The sequence below is a fragment of the Pseudomonas sp. PS01300 genome (assembly GCF_029960155.1).
Taxonomy (GTDB): domain Bacteria; phylum Pseudomonadota; class Gammaproteobacteria; order Pseudomonadales; family Pseudomonadaceae; genus Aquipseudomonas; species Aquipseudomonas palmensis.
Genome location: NZ_JASCPN010000001.1, coordinates 168,219 through 187,707, shown reverse-complemented (window position 1 = coordinate 187,707; position 19,489 = coordinate 168,219). Strand labels below are relative to the sequence as shown.

The following is a 19,489-nucleotide window of genomic DNA, read 5'->3' as shown; positions in this document are numbered from 1 at the left end:
TTGCCGGCGAAGGGCCACCGATGATCGACCTGCGCAACACCCTGTCCCCCTGGCACCAAGCTACCGGCTGGTGCGTCGCCCTCTCTGGCGGCCTCGACTCCACCGTGCTGCTGCACCTGCTGGCCCAACAGCCGGCTGCGCCCCTTCGTGCCCTCCATGTCCACCACGGTCTGCAAGCCGCTGCCGATGCGTGGCCGGCCCACTGCCAGCGCCTGTGCGACAGCCTGGGCGTACCGCTGGACATCATCCATGTGCACGTCGCCCCTGGCGCCAGCCTGGAGCAGGGCGCCCGGGACGCGCGCTATGCAGCCTTCGCCCAGGCCCTGCGCCCGGGCGAACTGCTGCTGACCGGCCAGCACCGCGACGACCAGGCCGAGACGCTGCTGTTTCGGCTGTTGCGCGGGGCCGGCCTGCGTGGCCTGTCGGGGATGCCGGCGCAGCGGGCGCTGGGGCAGGGCAGCCTGCTGCGACCCTTGCTGGATACCCCGCGTGATGAACTGCTGGCCTACGCCACCGCGCATGGCCTGCACTGGATAGAAGACCCCAGCAACGATGACACCCAGTTCTCGCGCAACTACCTGCGCCACCAGGTGCTGCCGGCGCTGACCCGACGCTGGCCCCAGGCGTCGCGCAGCCTGGCGCGCAGCGCCGCGCACCTGGCCGAGGCGCAGGGCCTGCTCGATGAAGTGGCGCAGCAGGACCTCGCACAAGCCTCGACCCCTGATGCCTTCGCCTGGTTGGGCTGCCCGTCGCTGGATCTGGAGGTGCTGCGCCAACTGTCCCCGGCACGCCAGCGCAACGCCCTGCAGTACTGGCTGGCGGCGCGCACGCGCCTGCCGGACACCCGCCACTGGTCGGGTTGGGAAGACGTGCGCGATGCCGGCGGCGAAGGGCGTCCTGTATGGCGCCTGGCCGATGGCGAGCTGCACCGCAGTGGCCTGCGCATCTACTGGCTGGATGCGCACTGGCTCACGCCGCCGGCGCAGCCGGTGCCTTGGCTCGACCCGCGCCAGCCGCTTGCACTGCCCGGTAATGGCCAGTTGACACTCAGCGGCAGGTTGCCGCAGGGCCCGCTGCAGGTGCGCTATCGCCAGGGCGGCGAGAGGATGGCGGTCGAGGGCAGAGGCCATCGCGACCTCAAGCGGTTGCTCAACGAGCGCCAGCTACCCTTGTTCGCCCGCCAGCGCGTGCCGCTGCTGTACCGCGACGGGCAGTTGCTGGCGGTGGCCAACCTGCCGGGGCTGGGGCTTGCCGACGGGCAACTGCACTGGTGCGTACCGACAAGCGCGCAAGGTTTGAGATGAAAGGGACATTCCGGTAGACTACGCTCCCTTCTTGATACAACTTCTGTGACTTCATCTGAATCACGGCAGTTGCCGATTACCAAGCAGTTTTTTGCTGGGCGATTCTAAAAATGTTTAGCGAGCTCCTTACCGGGTTTTCAACCCCCGGTCTGACCAGGCGCGGCAGTTTTTTAAGATGCACTGTGATTGACGCAGGTGATCGGGGGCTTCGGCCTTCCTTCGCTTTCCCCGGCGGCACTGACCGCTTTAACGCAGACTTCTAGGGTTTTTCATGACGCGCTACATATTCGTCACGGGCGGTGTTGTTTCTTCATTGGGGAAAGGCATTGCCTCGGCTTCATTGGCGGCCATCCTGGAGGCGCGGGGGCTCAAGGTCACCATGCTCAAGCTGGACCCGTACATCAACGTCGACCCGGGCACCATGAGCCCGTTCCAGCACGGTGAAGTGTTCGTCACCCACGACGGCGCCGAGACCGACCTGGACCTGGGCCACTACGAGCGGTTCATCCGCACGACCATGACCCAGAACAACAACTTCACCACCGGCCGCGTGTACGAGCACGTGCTGCGCAAGGAGCGCCGTGGTGACTACCTGGGTGCCACCATCCAGGTGATCCCGCACATCACCGACGAAATCAAGCGCCGCATCATCAAGGGCGCCGGCGATGCCGACGTGGCCATGGTCGAGATCGGCGGTACCGTGGGTGACATCGAGTCGCAACCGTTCCTTGAGGCCATCCGCCAGCTGCGCTTCGAAGTGGGCGCCAAGCGCGCGATGCTGATGCACCTGACCCTGGTGCCGTACATCGCCACCGCCGGCGAGACCAAGACCAAGCCTACCCAGCACTCGGTCAAGGAGCTGCGCTCCATCGGCCTGCAGCCGGACGTGCTGGTGTGCCGTTCCGATCACCCGATCGACAGCTCGTCGCGCCGCAAGATCGCGCAGTTCACCAACGTTGAAGAACGTGCGGTGATCGCGCTGGAAGACGCCGACACCATCTACAAGATCCCGGGCATCCTGCACTCCCAGGGCCTGGACGACTTCGTCGTCGAGCGTTTCGGCCTGCAGTGCGGCAGCGCCGACCTGTCCGAGTGGGACGCGGTGGTCGATGCCAAGCTCAACCCCGAGCACGAAGTCACCATCGCCATGGTCGGCAAGTACATGGAACTGCTCGATGCCTACAAGTCGCTGATCGAAGCGATGAGCCATGCCGGCATCAGCAACCGCACCAAGGTCAACCTGCGCTACATCGACTCCGAAGACATCGAGAACCAGGGCACCGGCCTGCTCGAAGGCGTGGACGCCATCCTGGTACCGGGCGGTTTCGGCCTGCGCGGCGTGGAAGGCAAGATCACTGCCGTTCAATACGCTCGCGAGAACAAGGTGCCTTACCTGGGTATCTGCCTGGGCATGCAGGTGGCGGTCATCGAATTCGCCCGCAACGTGATGGGCTGGAAGGACGCCAACTCCACCGAGTTCGATCGCGCCAGCGGTCACCCGGTGGTGGGCCTGATCACCGAGTGGGAAGATGCCACCGGCGCGGTCGAGACCCGTACCGAAGCCTCGGACCTTGGCGGCACCATGCGTCTGGGCGCCCAGGAGTGCCAGCTGCAAAGCGGCTCCAAGGTGCACGACTGCTACGCCAAGGACGTGATCGTCGAGCGTCACCGTCACCGCTACGAGGTCAACAACAACCTGCTGCCGCAACTGATCGAGGCGGGCCTGGTGGTCTCGGGTCGTTCCGGCGACGGCGCACTGGTCGAAGTGGTCGAGTCCAAGGACCATCCGTGGTTCGTGGCCTGCCAGTTCCACCCGGAGTTCACCTCTACCCCGCGTGACGGCCACCCGCTGTTCAGCGGCTTCGTCAAAGCTGCATTGGCTCAAAAGAACAAGGCCTGATCCATGACCCAGAAGATCATTCGCGTCGGTAACATCGAGATCGCCAACGACAAGCCGTTCGTCCTGTTCGGCGGCATGAACGTGCTGGAATCCCGTGACCTGGCCCTGAAGGTCTGCGAAGAGTACGTGCGGGTTACCGAGAAGCTCGGTATCCCCTACGTGTTCAAGGCCAGCTTCGACAAGGCCAACCGTTCGTCGATCAACTCCTACCGCGGCCCTGGCCTGGAAGAGGGGATGAAGATCTTCGAAGAGATCAAGCGCACCTTCAACGTGCCGGTGATCACCGACGTGCACGAGCCGCACCAGGCGCAGGCCGTGGCCGACGTGTGCGACATCATCCAGCTGCCGGCCTTCCTGTCGCGCCAGACTGATCTTGTTGTCGCGATGGCCAAAACCGGCGCGGTGATCAACATCAAGAAGGCGCAGTTCCTCGCACCCCAGGAGATGAAGCACATCCTGAGCAAGTGCGAAGAGGCCGGCAACGACCAACTGATCCTCTGCGAGCGTGGTTCGAGCTTCGGCTACAACAACCTGGTGGTGGACATGCTCGGCTTCGGCATCATGAAGCAGTTCGAGTACCCGGTGTTCTTCGACGTGACCCATGCCCTGCAGATGCCGGGTGGTCGCGCCGATTCCGCAGGTGGCCGCCGTGCCCAGGTCACCGACCTGGCCAAGGCCGGCCTCAGTCAGGGGCTGGCGGGCCTGTTCCTCGAGGCCCACCCGGACCCAGACAATGCCAAGTGCGACGGCCCGTGCGCCCTGCGCCTGGACAAACTGGAGCCATTCCTGGCCCAGCTCAAGCAATTGGACGAACTGGTCAAGAGTTTTCCGACGGTAGAAACCGCGTAAACCTCGATTCTCCGGTAAAGTACCGCCCGTTCATCCCCTGACCCCCGGGTCAGGGGCTTGTCCTCGTCAGGCCTGCCCGTGCGCCGACCGCCTGTGACGGACCCGGTTTTTTTCTCAGCTGCGTTGTTTTCGTCAATTCTGGAGTGCTTACAACAATGGCAAAAATCGTCGACATCAAAGGTCGTGAAGTTCTCGATTCGCGCGGTAACCCTACCGTCGAAGCGGACGTACTGCTCGACAACGGCATCATCGGCAGCGCCTGTGCGCCGTCGGGTGCTTCCACTGGCTCGCGCGAAGCGCTGGAGCTGCGTGATGGCGACAAGAGCCGTTACATGGGCAAGGGCGTACTGAAGGCCGTCGCCAACATCAACGGCCCGATCCGCGACCTGCTGCTGGGCAAGGACCCGGTCGAGCAGAAAGCGCTCGACCTGGCGATGATCAAGCTCGACGGTACTGAAAACAAAGGCAACCTGGGCGCCAACGCCATCCTCGCCGTGTCCCTGGCTGCCGCCAAGGCCGCTGCACAGGACCAGGACCTGCCGCTGTACGCGCACATCGCAAACCTCAATGGCACCCCTGGCCAGTACTCGATGCCGGTCCCGATGATGAACATCATCAACGGCGGCGAGCACGCCGACAACAACGTCGACATCCAGGAGTTCATGGTGCAGCCGGTCGGCGCCAAGACCTTCTCCGACGCGCTGCGCATGGGCACCGAGATCTTCCACCACCTCAAGGCAGTACTGAAGGCCCGTGGCCTGAACACCGCCGTGGGTGACGAGGGTGGTTTCGCACCTAACCTGGCTTCCAACGAAGACGCGCTGTCGGCCATCGCCGAAGCCATCGCCAACGCCGGCTACACCCTGGGCACCGACGTGACCCTGGCGCTGGACTGTGCGGCCAGCGAGTTCTACGAGGACGGCAAGTACAACCTGTCCGGTGAAGGCAAGTCGTTCGACGCAGCCGGTTTTGCCGACTACCTCAAGGGCCTGACCGAGCGTTTCCCGATCATCTCGATCGAAGACGGCCTGGACGAGTCCGACTGGGCTGGCTGGAAGATCCTGACCGACAAGATCGGCGACAAGGTGCAACTGGTCGGTGACGACCTGTTCGTGACCAACACCAAGATCCTGAAGGAAGGCATCGACAAGAAGATCGCCAACTCGATCCTGATCAAGTTCAACCAGATCGGCACCCTGACCGAAACCCTGGAAGCCATCCAGATGGCCAAGGCCGCCGGTTACACCGCGGTGATCTCGCACCGTTCGGGCGAAACCGAAGATTCGACCATTGCCGACCTGGCCGTGGGTACCGCTGCCGGCCAGATCAAGACCGGTTCGCTGTGCCGCTCCGACCGCGTCTCCAAGTACAACCAATTGCTGCGTATCGAAGAGCAACTGGGCAGCAAGGCTGTGTACCGTGGTCGCGGCGAGTTTCGCGGCTAAGCCAGAGATGGTAAAAAGGCCGCAGTGTGAGGCTGAAAGACGCAGCTAATCTTTCAGCAACCCTGTGCAGCAAGTGCTTTCCCCACAAAGCCTGGCTTCGGTCAGGCTTCGTGCCATCAGCCCCTTGTGCACGGGCGGCCTTTTTCCAGTGGATACCCTGATGCGTAGTCCCTATTGGTTGTTCCTCGTCTTGCTCCTGTTGCTGGGTGGCCTGCAGTACCGTCTGTGGGTGGGCAACGGCAGCCTGGCCCAGGTTGCCGACCTCAAGCAGCAGATCGCCGACCAGCACGCTGAAAACGAGCGTCTGCTGGAGCGTAATCGCGTGCTTGATGCCGAAGTGCTGGAGTTGAAGAAAGGTATGGAAACCGTCGAAGAACGCGCTCGTCATGAGCTGGGTATGGTCAAGGAGGGTGAAACCCTCTACCAGTTGGCCCAATGACGGCGTCCCTGCCTGCCTTCTGGGCAGTGATTCCTGCCGCGGGTGTTGGTGCCCGCATGGCGGCCGACCGTCCCAAGCAGTACCTGCAACTGGGCGGGCGGACGATTCTCGAGCATAGCCTCGACTGTTTTCTCGACCATCCATGCCTCAAGGGCGTGGTGGTCAGCATTGCTGCCGACGACCCTTACTGGCCGGGCCTGGCCTGCGCCAGCGATACGCGCATCCAGCGTGCGGCAGGTGGGCGCGAGCGTGCCGATTCGGTGCTCAACGCCTTGCTGCTGCTGCACGCCCAGGGCGCGGCCGACAACGACTGGGTGCTGGTGCACGATGCGGCGCGGCCGAACCTGGCGCGCGACGACCTTGACCGCCTGCTGGGCGAGCTGGCGAATGATCCGGTGGGCGGGCTGCTGGCGGTGCCGGCGCGCGACACGCTCAAGCGTGCCGATGCCAACGGGCGGGTAAGCGCCACTATCGACCGCAGCACGGTGTGGCAGGCGTACACCCCGCAGATGTTCCGCCTGGGGGCATTGCACCGTGCGCTGGCAGACAGCCTGGTGGCGGACGTGGCGATCACCGACGAGGCGTCTGCCATCGAATGGTCGGGGCAGGCGCCGCGCCTGGTCGAAGGGCGCAACGACAATATCAAGGTGACGCGACCGGAAGACCTGGAGTGGCTGAGACAGCGCTGGGCTCATCGCGGCAATTGACCGCGGTGGCCCATTCGCTGGCAAGCCAGCCCACACAAGGGACTGCAGCACGTTCAGGGGCTGGTGAACTGCCTGTGGGAGCCCGCGACGTTTTCTACACGCTGCGGTACTCAGGCAGCTGTCCCAACTTCTCCCGTAGATAATCCACCAGCTTGCGCACCTTCGGCGACAGGTGCCGCTGTTGCGGGTACAACGCCCACACCGCCGTATTCGGCGGCTGATGCGCTTCAAGCAGCGACACCAGCGCGCCACTGCCCAGATGCTCCAGCACGTAGTAGTCCGGCAACTGGCACAGGCCCATCCCCTGCAGCGCCGCATCCAGCACCGCCTGCCCGCTGTTGCAGCGCCAGTTGCCCTGCACCCGCTGACTGATTTCCCGGCCCTCCTGCTGCAAGGCCCAGATATCCGTGCTGCCGATCAGGCAGTTGTGCCGCGCCAGCTCCGACACGCTGTGGGGCCGCCCATAGCGCTCCAGGTACGCTGGCGAGGCGCACAGGTACATGCGCCGTGGGGCCAGGCGTGCCGCCACCAGGCGTGACTCCTGCAACCGACCCAGGCGAATCGCCATGTCCATGCCTTCGTGCAGCAGGTCGAGGGTGCGGTTGGTCAGCTCGATGTCCACCCGCAACTGCGGGTACTGCGCCATGAAGCGGGTGACCAGCGGCACGATGAAGCGCTCGCCATAGGCCACCGCACAGGTCATGCGCAGCAGCCCCTTGGGCTCGCTGGTCAGGTCGCCTATGGCGCGCAGGGCCTCTTCGCGGCCATCCTGCAGGCGCTGGCAGTGCTGAAGAAAGGTCTGCCCGGCCTCGCTCAAGGTCACCTTGCGCGTGCTGCGGTACAAAAGGCGCGTCTGCAGGCGATCTTCCAGGCGCGCCACCGCACGGCTCACGTGCGACGACGATACCCCCAGGCGCTCGGCTGCTGCGGTGAACTGGCCCGATTCGGCCACCGCGACGAATTCGTCGATCCCTTCCCAGCGGCTGCTCATCGATTATCCCTGCATGGCAATAATGTTTTGTGTTTGACTCGATTATTAATCAAAAGACGATGAATTACACTTCACGCCTGAACTGAAACCTTTGTGGAGAACCTTGATGATCAAGTCCCGTGCTGCCGTTGCCTTCGAAGCCAAGAAACCGCTGGAGATCGTCGAAGTCGACGTGGCCATGCCCAAGGCCGGCGAAGTGCTGTTGCGCGTGGTCGCCAGCGGCGTCTGCCACACCGACGCCTACACGCTGTCGGGCGCCGACCCGGAAGGCATCTTCCCGTCCATCCTGGGCCATGAAGGCGGCGCCATCGTCGAGGCCATCGGTGAGGGCGTGACCTCGGTGGCGGTGGGCGATCACGTGATCCCGCTCTACACCCCGGAATGTCGCCAGTGCAAGTTCTGCAAGTCGGGCAAGACCAACCTGTGCCAGGCCATCCGCGCGACCCAGGGCAAGGGCCTGATGCCCGACGGCACCACCCGTTTTGCCTACAAGGGTCAGCCGCTGTTCCACTACATGGGCACCTCGACCTTCTCCGAATACACCGTGCTGCCGGAAATTTCCGTGGCCAAGATCCAGAAAGAGGCCCCGCTGGAGAAGGTGTGCCTGCTTGGTTGCGGCGTGACCACCGGCATCGGTGCGGTACTCAATACCGCCAAGGTCAAGCCGGGTGACACCGTGGCCATCTTCGGCCTTGGCGGCATCGGCCTGTCGGCCGTGATCGGTGCGGTCAAGGCCAAGGCCAGCCGCATCATCGCCATCGACATCAACCCGGCCAAGTTCGAGATCGCACGCCAGCTGGGTGCCACCGACTGCATCAACCCCAAGGACTACGATCGCCCGATCCAGGAAGTGATCGTGGACCTGACCGATGGCGGCGTGGACTTCTCGTTCGAGTGCATCGGCAACGTGCAACTGATGCGTGCGGCCCTGGAGTGCTGCCACAAGGGCTGGGGCGAGTCGGTGATCATCGGCGTCGCCGGTGCCGGCCAGGAGATCGCAACGCGTCCGTTCCAGCTGGTCACCGGCCGCGTCTGGCGCGGCTCGGCATTCGGTGGCGTGCGTGGTCGCACCGAGCTGCCAAGCTATGTGGACATGGCCGAGCAGGGCGAGATCCCGCTGGACACCTTCATTACCCACACCATGGGCCTGGAAGACATCAACAAGGCCTTCGACCTGATGCATGAAGGCAAGAGCATCCGCAGCGTCATCCACTTCTGAGGTCTGCCATGAGCCTGGAAAACATCTCCTGCCAGAAGAGCTTCGGCGGCTGGCACAAGCGCTACCGGCACCGCTCCAGCGTGCTGGGGTGCGACATGGTGTTTGCCGTTTACCTGCCGCCGCAGGCGGAGCAGGGCGGCAAGCTGCCGGTGCTGTACTGGCTGAGCGGGCTGACCTGCACCGACGAGAACTTCATGCAGAAGGCCGGCGCGCACAAGCTTGCCGCCGAGCTCGGCCTGATCATCGTGGCGCCAGACACCAGCCCGCGCGGGCCACAGGTACCGGACGACCCGGACGGCGCCTGGGACTTCGGCCTGGGCGCGGGGTTCTACCTCAATGCCACCGAACAGCCGTGGGCCGAGCACTACCGCATGCACGACTACGTGGTGGATGAGCTGCCGGCACTGGTGGAGGCGCATTTCCCGGCCTCCGCTGCGCGCAGCATCAGCGGTCACTCCATGGGTGGGCACGGCGCGCTGGTGTGCGCCTTGCGCAACCCCGGGCGCTATGTGTCGGTGTCGGCGTTCTCGCCCATCGGCAACCCGATGGACTGCCCGTGGGGCCAGAAGGCGTTCAGTCGCTACCTGGGCGAGGAGCGTTCGCGCTGGCGCGAATGGGATGCCAGCGTGCTGATCGCGCAGGCGCAGGAAACGCTGCCGCTGCTGGTCGACCAGGGCGATCGCGACGACTTCCTGCAAACCCAGCTCAAGCCCGAAGTGCTGGCCCAGGCCGCGCAGGCGGCTGGCTACCCGCTGACGTTGCGCCTGCAGCCTGGCTACGACCACAGCTACTACTTCATCGCCAGCTTCATCGATGACCACCTGCGCCATCATGCGGCGGCACTGGGGCGGGCGTAGGGCTAGTCCTACAAATAAGCCAAACCCCCGGCAAAGCAGGTAGAATCACGCCCTGACTCAATCAGGGCGTTTTTTTATGCGTATTGGCCACGGCTACGATGTGCACCGCTTCGCGGAAGGCGATTTCATCACCTTGGGTGGGGTGCGCATTGCGCACAAGTTCGGCCTGCTGGCCCATTCCGACGGCGATGTGCTGCTGCACGCGCTGAGCGATGCACTGCTGGGCGCCGCCGCGCTGGGTGACATCGGCAAGCATTTCCCCGATACCGACCCGCAGTTCAAGGGCGCCGACAGCCGCGTGCTGCTGCGCCACATCCTGTCGATCATCCATGCCAAGGGCTGGAAGGTGGGCAACGTCGACGCCACCATCGTGGCCCAGGCACCCCGGATGGCCGCGCACATCGAAACCATGCGTACCTTGATCGCCCAGGACCTGCAGGTCGAGCTCGACCAGGTCAACGTCAAGGCCACCACCGAAGAGAAGCTCGGCTTCACCGGCCGTGAAGAAGGCATCGCCGTTCACGCCGTCGCGTTGTTGCTGCGCGCATGACCGAACTCGAACTGCTCGGCCCGCAGGCAGCCGGGCCGGCGCTGGGCAGCGCCATCCTCAAGGCCACGGCCGAAGATTTCCAGGTCGATGAAGTGCTCGATATTCCCCTGTCGGGTGAAGGCGAGCACTTGTGGCTGTGGGTCGAGAAACGCGACCTCAATACCGAGGAGGCCGCCCGCCGCCTGGCCCGCGCCGCCGGCGTACCGCTGCGCACCGTGAGCTATGCCGGCCTCAAGGACCGTCAGGCGCTGACTCGCCAATGGTTCAGCCTGCACCTGCCGGGCAAGGCCGACCCTGACCTGAGCGCGGCTGAAAACGAAACCCTGAGCATCCTCAGACACACCCGCCACTCGCGCAAACTCCAGCGTGGCGCGCACTCGGCCAACGGCTTCACCCTGCGCCTCACAGCGCTCAGCGCCGATCACCAGGCCCTGGACGCACGCCTCGAGCAATTGCGCATACAAGGCGTGCCCAACTACTTCGGCAGCCAGCGATTTGGCTTTGCGGGCGGCAACGTGCACGATGCGCGCCAGTGGGCCGAGCGCAAGGCCCTGCCCGAGCAGCGCAATGTGCGCTCGCGGCTGCTGTCCAGCGCACGCAGCTACCTGTTCAACCGGGTGCTGGCCGAGCGGGTTGCCGATGGCAGCTGGCAACAGGCTCAGGTCGGCGACCTGCTGGCGTTCACCGACAGCCGCAGCTTTTTCGCGGCGGGCGAGGCCGAGTGCAGCGATCCGCGCCTGGCAATACTCGACCTGCACCCTACCGGGCCGCTGTGGGGCGAGGGCCTGCCGGCCACCAGTGGGGCAGGCGGTGCGATCGAGCAACGCGTGGCCGAACAGGAGGCAGCCCTGTGCCAATGGCTGGGCAATGCCAACCTCAAACAGGAACGGCGCATTCTGCGGCTGCCCATTGGCGGCTTGACGTGGCATTATCCCGAGCCTGATATCCTGCAACTGGAATTCGTCCTTCCGGCCGGATGCTTCGCCACCGTGGTGGTGCGCGAACTCGTCGATCTGGTGCCGGCAGGGCAGACGGACAGCCCATGCGTATTCTGATTTCGAACGACGACGGGGTCACCGCACCCGGTCTCGCCGCGCTGCATGCTGCGCTGGCGGATTATGCCGAGTGCGTGGTGATTGCCCCGGACCAGGACAAGAGCGGCGCCAGCAGTTCGCTGACGCTCGACCGCCCGCTGCATCCGCAGACCCTGGCCAACGGCTACATCAGCCTCAACGGTACACCGACCGATTGCGTGCACCTGGGCCTGAACGGGCTGCTGGAGCATCCGCCGGACATGGTCGTCTCGGGTATCAACCTGGGCGCCAACCTGGGCGATGACGTGCTGTATTCGGGCACGGTCGCCGCGGCGCTGGAAGGTCGATTCCTGGGGGGCACCTCGTTTGCCTTCTCGTTGCTCTCGCGCCTGCCGGACAACCTGCCCACTGCCGCCTATTTCGCGCGCAAGCTGGTCGAGGCGCATGCAAGCCTTGAGCTGCCACCGCGCACCGTACTCAATGTGAACATTCCCAACCTGCCGCTGGAGCACATCCGTGGCATCCAGCTGACACGCCTGGGGCATCGTGCACGTGCGGCGGCGCCGACCAAGGTGGTCAACCCGCGCGGCAAGGAAGGCTACTGGATCGCGGTGGCCGGCGACGCCGAGGATGGCGGCCCGGGTACCGATTTTCACGCGGTGATGCAGGGCTATGTCTCGATCACCCCGCTACAGCTTGACCGCACCTTCAACGATGCCTTCGACCGTCTCGAGGGTTGGCTGGAGGGGCTGCTCTGATGCGAGAGCCGGAGGATCTGATGCGCCATGGTATCGGTTTTACTTCGCAGCGAACCCGTGAACGGCTGATCCAGCGTTTGATCGAGGAAGGCATCAAGGACCAGCGGGTGCTCGAGGCCTTGCGCAACATCCCGCGGCACATGTTCGTCGACGAGGCGCTGTCGCACCGTGCGTATGAAGATACCGCGCTGCCCATCGGCAACAACCAGACCATCTCGCAGCCGTTCATGGTCGCGTACATGAGCGAGGTGCTGCTGGAGGACGGTCCGCTGGACAAGGTGCTGGAGATCGGCACCGGGTCTGGCTACCAGACCGCAGTGCTGTCCAGGCTGGTGGAGCGGGTGTTCTCGGTAGAGCGCATCAAGCCCCTGCAGGACCGCGCCAAGGAACGGCTGGTCGAGTTGAACCTGCGCAACCAGGTGTTCCGCTGGGGCGACGGTTTCGAGGGGTGGCCGGCACTGGCCCCCTACAATGGCATCATCGTCACCGCCGGCGCACCCGAAGTGCCCCAGGCCTTGCTCGACCAGCTGGCACCGGGCGGGCGCATGGTGATACCGGTGGGCGCCAGTGGCGAGACACAGCAATTGCTGTTGATCGTGCGCGAAGAACAGGGCTTCTCGCGGCGCAAACTGTGCGACGTACGCTTCGTGCCGTTGCTCAATGGCACATTGAGCTGAGTCGATTTTTTTCGCGGGCGTCGAATTCCCGGTGCATTGCCGGGTCTATGGGGCGTGCGGTTTCTTGAACGATCGCACAACCTGGCAAGCAGTTGATCTGCATTGCCTGTGCGCTCGGTTATAATTGCAACAATATTGCATTCCTACATCGGTCACCACATAAGGGAGCGGCGGGTGAGTCACACAGTCATTCGGCAGCGCATGGGTCTATCGAGCTTAAAGCTTCTGGTGATTGCACTCGCCTTGGGAACCCTGGTTTCAGGGTGTTCCAGTTCATCTTCGAGCAGCGTGCGGGTGGTCGACCGCAACAGCGCCGCGCCCAAGCGCCCGGTGGTCACTACAGGGCAGTACGTGGTTCGCCCGGGCGATACGCTGTTCTCGATTGCCTTTCGCTACGGCTGGGACTACAAGGAGCTCGCTGCGCGCAACGGTATCCCGGCGCCCTATACCATCCGGCCCGGCCAGGCGATCCGCTTCGGCTCCGGCACGGCTACCAGCAGCGGCTCGCGGGTCGTCACCTCCACCTCGCCCTCCAGCAAGACCACGGTCACCCGTCGTCCGGCAGGTACCCCGGCACCGGCAAAAACCACGTCTTCAGGCGGTACCAGCGCGCCGCCCGTCGTCGCCACCACCCCTGTCCAGGTGCCGGCTTCGGAGCGTTCGGCCGGTGGCTGGGCATGGCCGGCCAACGGTGTGCTGATTGGAAAATTCGCTTCAAACGGTAGTTTGAATAAAGGCATTGATATCGCCGGTGATTTGGGACAGCCTGTTTTTGCTGCGTCGGATGGTTCCGTTGTGTACGCCGGAAGTGGCTTGCGGGGCTACGGCGAACTGGTAATCATCAAGCACAGCGATACCTACGTCAGTGCCTACGGTCACAACCGCAGGCTGTTGGTTCGGGAGGGACAGCAGGTCAAGGTTGGGCAGACAATTGCCGAAATGGGGTCCACGGGCACCGACCGGGTGAAGCTTCACTTCGAGATTCGCCGCCAGGGCAAACCTGTAGATCCGTTGCAATTCCTGCCACGTCGTTGATAAGCATGTACCCGGCCTGTTCCTTCGCGTAGTGGGGACAGGCTCAGCGTTGCCAAGGATAAAGGCGCCGCTTGAGTCTGAGTTCGAACTCAGCAAAGGACTATAACAATGGCTCTCAGTAAAGAAGTGCCGGAGTTTGACATCGACGATGAGGTGCTCCTTATGGAAACCGGCATCGTTTTGGAAACGGATGTGGTGTCAGACGAACCTGCTGTATCTCCGGTTCGGACCCGGGCCAAACAAGGCTCACCGCTCAAACAGCACAAGTACATCGATTACACTCGAGCACTTGATGCAACTCAGCTCTACCTCAACGAAATCGGCTTTTCGCCCCTGCTTTCCCCGGAAGAAGAAGTTCATTTTGCGCGTCTGTCGCAAAGTGGCGACCCTGCCGGGCGCAAACGCATGATCGAAAGCAACCTGCGCCTGGTGGTGAAGATTGCGCGCCGCTACGTCAACCGCGGTCTATCGCTGCTCGACCTGATCGAAGAGGGCAACCTGGGCCTGATTCGCGCAGTCGAGAAGTTCGACCCCGAGCGTGGGTTCCGTTTCTCGACCTACGCCACCTGGTGGATCCGGCAGACCATCGAACGCGCCATCATGAACCAGACGCGCACCATTCGCCTGCCGATCCATGTGGTCAAGGAACTGAACGTCTACCTGCGCGCAGCACGCGAGCTGACCCAGAAACTCGATCACGAGCCGTCACCGGAAGAGATCGCCAACCTGCTGGAAAAACCCGTAGGCGAGGTCAAGCGCATGCTCGGCCTGAACGAGCGCGTGTCTTCGGTGGACGTTTCACTGGGCCCGGACTCGGACAAGACCCTGCTCGATACCCTCACCGACGATCGTCCCACCGACCCTTGCGAGCTGTTGCAGGACGACGACCTGTCCCAGAGCATCGACCTGTGGCTGAGCGAACTGACCGACAAGCAGCGTGAGGTGGTGATTCGCCGCTTTGGCCTGCGCGGGCATGAGAGCAGCACCCTGGAGGATGTCGGCCTGGAGATTGGTCTTACCCGGGAGCGGGTACGTCAGATCCAGGTGGAGGGCCTCAAGCGGCTGCGGGAGATCCTGGAGAAGAACGGTCTGTCCAGCGAGTCGCTGTTCCAGTAACTGCGACGGCTGTGAAAAGGCGCCTCGACCCAGTCGAGGCGTTTTTGTTCGTGGCTGTCTCAAGCGCTCAGACACGCGCAGAAACACCGATTCCACAGCGGCAACCTTTCCCGGTTGCGTATTGTTATTGGATTTGTAGGTTATCGCTTACAAGATCCGTAAGCCTTTACATCAAGAGGGTGTAAATTTCAGTCGGCTTTGACGTGGTATTTTATCTAACCAGTTGATATTGAAAGAGTTTATTGTGAGGTGACGTCACCTTCCGGACTTTTTTTGAGAGCTTTTAGCAGTTGCTCTGCCGGCTGCGGGGGATAGTATCTGAACTGTGTCTACGGACTGACACAGGTTCTCAAGGATGAGCGCCAAGGACATCGCGGGATGCGATTCATCAGGATGATGATAGGGAATACAGGGACTACGGAAAAAAATGTGGGCGGGTCATACCGCCCCTTTTTTTTGCCTGCGAAAAAGTGGCTGGCCCTGCAGCGAACATAAAAAAGGCCCCGAAGGGCCTTTTTCATTGATCCGGCGTCGATCAACGCTCCAGATCTGCAATCTTGCCCGGCTTGCCATCCCACTCTGCAGCGTCTGGCATCGAATCCTTCTTCTCGGTGATGTTCGGCCAGATTTCGGCCAGCTCGGCGTTGAGCTCGATGAAGTTTTCCATGCCGGCCGGCACTTCATCTTCCGAGAAGATCGCAACGGCGGGGCACTCAGGCTCGCACAGTGCACAGTCGATGCACTCATCCGGGTGAATGACCAGGAAGTTCGGGCCTTCGTAGAAGCAGTCCACCGGACAGACTTCTACACAGTCGGTGTACTTGCACTTGATGCAGTTGTCGGTGACGACGAAGGTCATTTCTAATTTTCTCCTCAGGCGACGGCAGCGTTCCCTTCCAGACAGGGCCGCTCGGTTCGGTAGGTCGGCAGCGAGCCAGGCTAATAACTCGCTGCCCCGCCGAACCGCGCGGGATTCTATCAGTTTGTGCGATGGGGCGTTATAACAGAGTCTTTAGTGTATAGAGCATTTCGATAGCTTGGCGTGGCGTCAGGTTGTCCACGTCGAGCTTGCCGATCTTCTCGATCACCGGATGCGGCAGGCTGGCGAACAGGTCGCTCTGGTGCGGCGTGCTGGGCGCTCCCGGGCTTGCTGGCGCGGTTTCGTGGGGCAGGCTGTTGGTTTCCAGGCGGCCCAGGTGCTCGCGGGCTCGCTGGATCACCGGTGCCGGCACGCCTGCCAGTTGTGCCACTGCCAGGCCGTAGCTCTGGCTGGCAGGCCCTGGCAGCACATGGTGCAGGAACACGATGCGTTCGTTGTGCTCGGTAGCGTTCAGGTGCACGTTGGCCACCAGCGGCTCGCTTTCGGGCAGCACGGTCAGTTCGAAGTAGTGCGTGGCGAACAGCGTGTAGGCGCGCAGCTGGGCCAGGCGCTCGGCGGCGGCCCAGGCCAGCGAGAGGCCGTCGAAGGTACTGGTGCCGCGGCCCACTTCGTCCATCAGCACCAGGCTGCGTTCTGTGGCGTTGTGCAGGATGTTGGCGGTTTCGCTCATCTCCACCATGAAGGTAGAGCGCCCACCGGCCAGGTCGTCGCTGGAACCGATACGGGTGAAGATGCGGTCCACCAGCGACAGCTCGCAGCTGGCGGCCGGCACGAAGCTGCCGATATGCGCCAGCAGCACGATCAGTGCGGTCTGGCGCATATAGGTGGACTTACCACCCATGTTCGGGCCGGTGATCACCAGCATGCGCGTGTTGTCGTCCAGGCCCAGGTCGTTGGCCACGAACGGCGTGGTCAACACCTGCTCGACCACCGGGTGGCGACCCTGGCTGATGCGCATGCACGGTTCGTCGACGAATGTCGGGCAGTTGAGGTCAAGGTTCAGCGCACGCTCGGCCAGGTTGCTGACCACATCCAGTTCGGCCAGCGCCGCGGCGGTGTCCTGCAGCGGGGCCAGGTGGCCGATCAGGGTTTCGAGCAACGCATCGTAGAGCATCTTCTCGCGCGCCAGGGCGCGGCTCTTGGCCGACAGCGCCTTGTCTTCGAACGTCTTGAGCTCGGGGGTGATGAAGCGCTCGGCGCCCTTGAGGGTCTGGCGGCGGATGTAGTCGGCCGGCGCCTGTTCGGCCTGCTTGCTCGGCAGCTCGATGAAGTAGCCATGCACGCGGTTGTAGCCGACCTTGAGGTTGGCAAGGCCCGTGCGGGCCTTTTCGCGGGCTTCGAGGTCGATCAGGAACTGCCCGGCGTTCTCGCTCATCGACAGCAGGTCGTCGAGCTCGGCGTCATAGCCGACCTTGAGCACGCCGCCATCACGGATCACCGCAGGCGGGTTGTCGATGATCGCCTTCTGCAGCAGGTCGGCCAGTTCCGGGTAGGTACCGGCGATGGCCGCCAGGCGCGCCAGATGCGGTGCCTCCAGCTCGGCCATGGCGTTCTGCAGTTCAGGCAGCGCGCCAAGCGCGTCGCGCAGGCGCGCCAGGTCCCGTGGGCGAGCGTTGCGCAGGCCGATACGGGCGAGAATCCGCTCGATATCGCCGATGTCCTTCAGTTGCGGTTGCAGCTTCTCGAAGCGGTAGCCGTCGAGCAGGCAGCGAATCGAGCTCTGGCGGGCCTGCAGCACCTTCAGGTCACGCAGCGGCCGGTTCAGCCAGCGGGTCAGCAGGCGGCTGCCCATGGCGGTCTGACAGCGGTCGATCACCGATTGCAGGGTGTTGTCGCGGCCCCCGGCCAGGTTGACGTCCAGCTCCAGGTTGCGCCGGCTGGCGCCGTCTAGCACCACGGTGTCGTCCAGCCGCTCGTGCTTGAGGCTGCGCAGGTGCGGCAGGGCGGTGCGCTGGGTTTCCTTGGCGTAGGCGAGCAGGCAGCCGGCGGCGCCGATGGCCAGGGTCAGCTTCTCGCAGCCGAAGCCCTTGAGGTCCTGGGTTGCGAACTGCTGGCACAGGCTCTTGCGCGCCGAGTCACGGTCGAAGTCCCACGGCGCGCGGCGGCGCGAGCCACGGCGCTTCTCGGCGGGCAGGCCCTGGGGCCAGTCGTCGGGGATCAGCAGCTCCACGGGGTTGACCCGCTCGAGCTCGGCCAGCAGGTTTTCCCATCCCTTGAACTCCTGCACGGTGAAGTTGCCGCTGGTGATATCCAGCACGGCCAGGCCGAACAGGCGTTCGTCACCCAGTACGGCGGCGATCAGGTTGTCGCGGCGCTCGTCGAGCAGGGCTTCGTCGCTGACCGTGCCTGGGGTGATGATGCGCACCACCTGGCGTTCCACCGGGCCCTTGCTGGTGGCCGGGTCGCCGATCTGCTCGCAGATCACCACAGATTCACCCAGCTTCACCAGCTTGGCCAGGTAGCCTTCGGCGGCGTGGTAGGGGATACCGCACATGGGGATCGACTGGCCCGCCGACTGCCCGCGGGCGGTCAGGGTGATATCCAGCAGTTTGGCGGCCTTCTTCGCGTCTTCGTAGAAGATCTCGTAGAAATCGCCCATGCGGTAGAACATCAGCTGGTCCGGGTGCTGGTTCTTCAGCTTCCAGTACTGCTGCATCATCGGGGTGTGTGCGGAAAGATCGCTCATTACAGAAACTTGGCTCGCAGTGTCGTTTAGACCAAAGGCAGCGGGCAATGGTACAGGGATTTTTTCCCCGTTGCCGGGCCTAACGCTGCGCAGCGACCTTTTGCCCCTGGCATTGTGTTAATGCATATTTGAATTTGCATTTGCGCACGAGATGAGTACTATGCACGTTATGCAAAAACGCAACGTAGCTACCGTCTTGAGAGCATTGCTCGACCGCCACGGGATCTCCCCCACGGAGCTTCACCGTCGCACCGGCGTGCCCCAATCCACCCTGTCGCGGATTCTCAGCGAGAAGATCGTCGATCCTTCCGACAAGCATGTGTCGAAGATCGCCGAGTACTTCGGCGTGAGCACCGATCAGTTGCGCGGCCGTGCCGACCTGGGCGTTACCCGCCCGGCGAACGCTCCGCGCGCCGACGTGCAGCTGCAGGACATCAGCCTGTGGGATGACGACACCCCCGTCGAGGACGACGAGGTGTCCATTCCGTTTCTTCGTGAGGTCGAGTTGGCAGCAGGATCAGGACGATTCGTCATCGAGGAAAGCGAGAAGGCCAGCCTGCGCTTCGGCAAGCGCAGCCTGCGTCACAACGGCGTGCAGTTCGACCAGGCCAAGTGCGTGACGGTGCGCGGCAACAGCATGCTGCCGGTGCTGCGTGATGGCGCCACGGTGGGGGTGAATGCGGGCAAGAGCGGCATCGGCGACATTGTCGACGGCGACCTGTATGCCATCAACCACAATGGCCAGTTGCGCGTGAAACAGCTGTATCGCCTGCCCACGGGTATCCGCCTGCGCAGCTTCAACCGCGACGAGCACCCGGACGAGGACTACACCTTCCAGCAGATGCAGGAGGAGCAGATCAGCATCCTCGGGCATGTGTTCTGGTGGGGCATGTACGCCCGCTAGGTTCTGTCGCTACATCAAACCCGCCTCGGCGGGTTTTTTTGTGCCTGCAAATGCCTGCAGGGGACGGCCTTGCCGGCGAATGATCGCACCAAATATTTGCGGCAATTCCACTGAATCCTTCACCGGCAAGGCCGGTTC

Annotated in this window: 18 protein-coding genes; 15 read left to right on the top strand and 3 right to left on the bottom strand. The window is 63.4% G+C overall.

What is annotated here, in order from left to right:
• The first annotated feature begins 20 nt into the window (after window positions 1-20).
• The 6 genes from tilS (at window position 21) to ispD (ending at window position 6,644) form a co-directional block, all read left to right on the top strand.
• Window positions 21-1,304, top strand: coding sequence for a tRNA lysidine(34) synthetase TilS (tilS, locus tag QMX96_RS00945; protein ID WP_058541491.1), 1,284 nt, complete (start codon window positions 21-23; stop codon window positions 1,302-1,304).
• A 271-nt stretch (window positions 1,305-1,575) separates the two neighbouring features.
• The gene (locus QMX96_RS00940) at window positions 1,576-3,204 is read left to right on the top strand and encodes a CTP synthase (protein WP_043863268.1); all 1,629 of its coding nucleotides are present in this window, start codon (window positions 1,576-1,578) and stop codon (window positions 3,202-3,204) included.
• A 3-nt stretch (window positions 3,205-3,207) separates the two neighbouring features.
• Window positions 3,208-4,053: a 3-deoxy-8-phosphooctulonate synthase gene (kdsA, locus tag QMX96_RS00935; RefSeq protein WP_043863269.1), complete on the top strand. Its 846-nt coding sequence runs from the start codon at window positions 3,208-3,210 to the stop codon at window positions 4,051-4,053.
• Window positions 4,054-4,208: 155 nt separating this feature from the next.
• Window positions 4,209-5,498, top strand: a complete 1,290-nt coding sequence (eno, locus tag QMX96_RS00930) for a phosphopyruvate hydratase (protein ID WP_043863270.1) — start codon at window positions 4,209-4,211, stop codon at window positions 5,496-5,498.
• Window positions 5,499-5,658: 160 nt separating this feature from the next.
• Window positions 5,659-5,937: a cell division protein FtsB gene (gene ftsB, locus QMX96_RS00925; RefSeq protein ID WP_043863271.1), complete on the top strand. Its 279-nt coding sequence runs from the start codon at window positions 5,659-5,661 to the stop codon at window positions 5,935-5,937.
• A complete protein-coding gene (gene ispD, locus QMX96_RS00920) occupies window positions 5,934-6,644 on the top strand; it encodes a 2-C-methyl-D-erythritol 4-phosphate cytidylyltransferase (protein ID WP_282360584.1) in 711 nt (236 codons plus the stop codon). Before ftsB ends, ispD begins: the two co-directional genes overlap by 4 nt.
• A 94-nt stretch (window positions 6,645-6,738) precedes the next feature.
• Here the strand turns inward: ispD and QMX96_RS00915 are convergent, their stop codons facing one another.
• Window positions 6,739-7,635, bottom strand: coding sequence for a LysR substrate-binding domain-containing protein (locus QMX96_RS00915; protein WP_043863273.1), 897 nt, complete (start codon window positions 7,633-7,635; stop codon window positions 6,739-6,741).
• A 106-nt stretch (window positions 7,636-7,741) separates the two neighbouring features.
• Between QMX96_RS00915 and QMX96_RS00910 the strand changes: the two genes are divergently transcribed.
• The 8 genes from QMX96_RS00910 (at window position 7,742) to rpoS (ending at window position 14,881) form a co-directional block, all read left to right on the top strand.
• On the top strand, window positions 7,742-8,854 hold the full coding sequence (locus QMX96_RS00910; protein WP_043863274.1) for an S-(hydroxymethyl)glutathione dehydrogenase/class III alcohol dehydrogenase: 1,113 nt from the start codon (window positions 7,742-7,744) through the stop codon (window positions 8,852-8,854).
• A gap of 8 nt (window positions 8,855-8,862) precedes the next feature.
• Window positions 8,863-9,711 carry an S-formylglutathione hydrolase gene (fghA, locus tag QMX96_RS00905; protein WP_043863275.1) on the top strand — a complete coding sequence of 283 codons (849 nt, stop codon included), beginning with the start codon at window positions 8,863-8,865 and terminating at the stop codon, window positions 9,709-9,711.
• 76 nt (window positions 9,712-9,787) lie between these two features.
• Entirely contained in the window at window positions 9,788-10,261 is a 474-nt protein-coding gene (gene ispF, locus QMX96_RS00900) for a 2-C-methyl-D-erythritol 2,4-cyclodiphosphate synthase (RefSeq protein WP_043863276.1), read from the top strand.
• Window positions 10,258-11,316: a tRNA pseudouridine(13) synthase TruD gene (gene truD, locus QMX96_RS00895; RefSeq protein ID WP_043863277.1), complete on the top strand. Its 1,059-nt coding sequence runs from the start codon at window positions 10,258-10,260 to the stop codon at window positions 11,314-11,316. Before ispF ends, truD begins: the two co-directional genes overlap by 4 nt.
• Window positions 11,304-12,053 (top strand): 5'/3'-nucleotidase SurE, encoded by a 750-nt coding sequence (gene surE / locus QMX96_RS00890; RefSeq protein WP_043863278.1) that lies wholly within the window; start codon window positions 11,304-11,306, stop codon window positions 12,051-12,053. The genes truD and surE overlap by 13 nt, the downstream gene beginning before the upstream one ends.
• Window positions 12,053-12,730 carry a protein-L-isoaspartate(D-aspartate) O-methyltransferase gene (locus tag QMX96_RS00885; RefSeq protein ID WP_162484879.1) on the top strand — a complete coding sequence of 226 codons (678 nt, stop codon included), beginning with the start codon at window positions 12,053-12,055 and terminating at the stop codon, window positions 12,728-12,730. The genes surE and QMX96_RS00885 overlap by 1 nt, the downstream gene beginning before the upstream one ends.
• A gap of 174 nt (window positions 12,731-12,904) precedes the next feature.
• The gene (locus tag QMX96_RS00880) at window positions 12,905-13,765 is read left to right on the top strand and encodes a peptidoglycan DD-metalloendopeptidase family protein (RefSeq protein ID WP_088514535.1); all 861 of its coding nucleotides are present in this window, start codon (window positions 12,905-12,907) and stop codon (window positions 13,763-13,765) included.
• A gap of 108 nt (window positions 13,766-13,873) precedes the next feature.
• Window positions 13,874-14,881, top strand: coding sequence for an RNA polymerase sigma factor RpoS (gene rpoS, locus QMX96_RS00875; RefSeq protein WP_054914992.1), 1,008 nt, complete (start codon window positions 13,874-13,876; stop codon window positions 14,879-14,881).
• A 535-nt stretch (window positions 14,882-15,416) separates the two neighbouring features.
• Here rpoS and fdxA read toward each other — a convergent pair.
• Both fdxA and mutS read right to left on the bottom strand, forming a co-directional pair.
• A complete protein-coding gene (fdxA, locus tag QMX96_RS00870; protein ID WP_043863281.1) occupies window positions 15,417-15,740 on the bottom strand; it encodes a ferredoxin FdxA in 324 nt (107 codons plus the stop codon).
• Between the two features lie 139 nt (window positions 15,741-15,879).
• Window positions 15,880-18,447, bottom strand: a complete 2,568-nt coding sequence (gene mutS, locus QMX96_RS00865; protein WP_054914991.1) for a DNA mismatch repair protein MutS — start codon at window positions 18,445-18,447, stop codon at window positions 15,880-15,882.
• Between the two features lie 169 nt (window positions 18,448-18,616).
• Between mutS and QMX96_RS00860 the strand changes: the two genes are divergently transcribed.
• A complete protein-coding gene (locus QMX96_RS00860; RefSeq protein WP_282360730.1) occupies window positions 18,617-19,351 on the top strand; it encodes an XRE family transcriptional regulator in 735 nt (244 codons plus the stop codon).
• Window positions 19,352-19,489 lie beyond the last annotated feature (138 nt).

Coding starts and splice junctions, on each gene's coding strand:
- tilS (WP_058541491.1), top strand. CDS start 21: ATGATCGACCTGCGCAACACCCTGTCCCCCTGGCACCAAGCTACCGGC.
- QMX96_RS00940 (WP_043863268.1), top strand. CDS start 1,576: ATGACGCGCTACATATTCGTCACGGGCGGTGTTGTTTCTTCATTGGGG.
- kdsA (WP_043863269.1), top strand. CDS start 3,208: ATGACCCAGAAGATCATTCGCGTCGGTAACATCGAGATCGCCAACGAC.
- eno (WP_043863270.1), top strand. CDS start 4,209: ATGGCAAAAATCGTCGACATCAAAGGTCGTGAAGTTCTCGATTCGCGC.
- ftsB (WP_043863271.1), top strand. CDS start 5,659: ATGCGTAGTCCCTATTGGTTGTTCCTCGTCTTGCTCCTGTTGCTGGGT.
- ispD (WP_282360584.1), top strand. CDS start 5,934: ATGACGGCGTCCCTGCCTGCCTTCTGGGCAGTGATTCCTGCCGCGGGT.
- QMX96_RS00915 (WP_043863273.1), bottom strand. CDS start 7,635: ATGAGCAGCCGCTGGGAAGGGATCGACGAATTCGTCGCGGTGGCCGAA.
- QMX96_RS00910 (WP_043863274.1), top strand. CDS start 7,742: ATGATCAAGTCCCGTGCTGCCGTTGCCTTCGAAGCCAAGAAACCGCTG.
- fghA (WP_043863275.1), top strand. CDS start 8,863: ATGAGCCTGGAAAACATCTCCTGCCAGAAGAGCTTCGGCGGCTGGCAC.
- ispF (WP_043863276.1), top strand. CDS start 9,788: ATGCGTATTGGCCACGGCTACGATGTGCACCGCTTCGCGGAAGGCGAT.
- truD (WP_043863277.1), top strand. CDS start 10,258: ATGACCGAACTCGAACTGCTCGGCCCGCAGGCAGCCGGGCCGGCGCTG.
- surE (WP_043863278.1), top strand. CDS start 11,304: ATGCGTATTCTGATTTCGAACGACGACGGGGTCACCGCACCCGGTCTC.
- QMX96_RS00885 (WP_162484879.1), top strand. CDS start 12,053: ATGCGAGAGCCGGAGGATCTGATGCGCCATGGTATCGGTTTTACTTCG.
- rpoS (WP_054914992.1), top strand. CDS start 13,874: ATGGCTCTCAGTAAAGAAGTGCCGGAGTTTGACATCGACGATGAGGTG.
- fdxA (WP_043863281.1), bottom strand. CDS start 15,740: ATGACCTTCGTCGTCACCGACAACTGCATCAAGTGCAAGTACACCGAC.
- mutS (WP_054914991.1), bottom strand. CDS start 18,447: ATGAGCGATCTTTCCGCACACACCCCGATGATGCAGCAGTACTGGAAG.
- QMX96_RS00860 (WP_282360730.1), top strand. CDS start 18,617: ATGCAAAAACGCAACGTAGCTACCGTCTTGAGAGCATTGCTCGACCGC.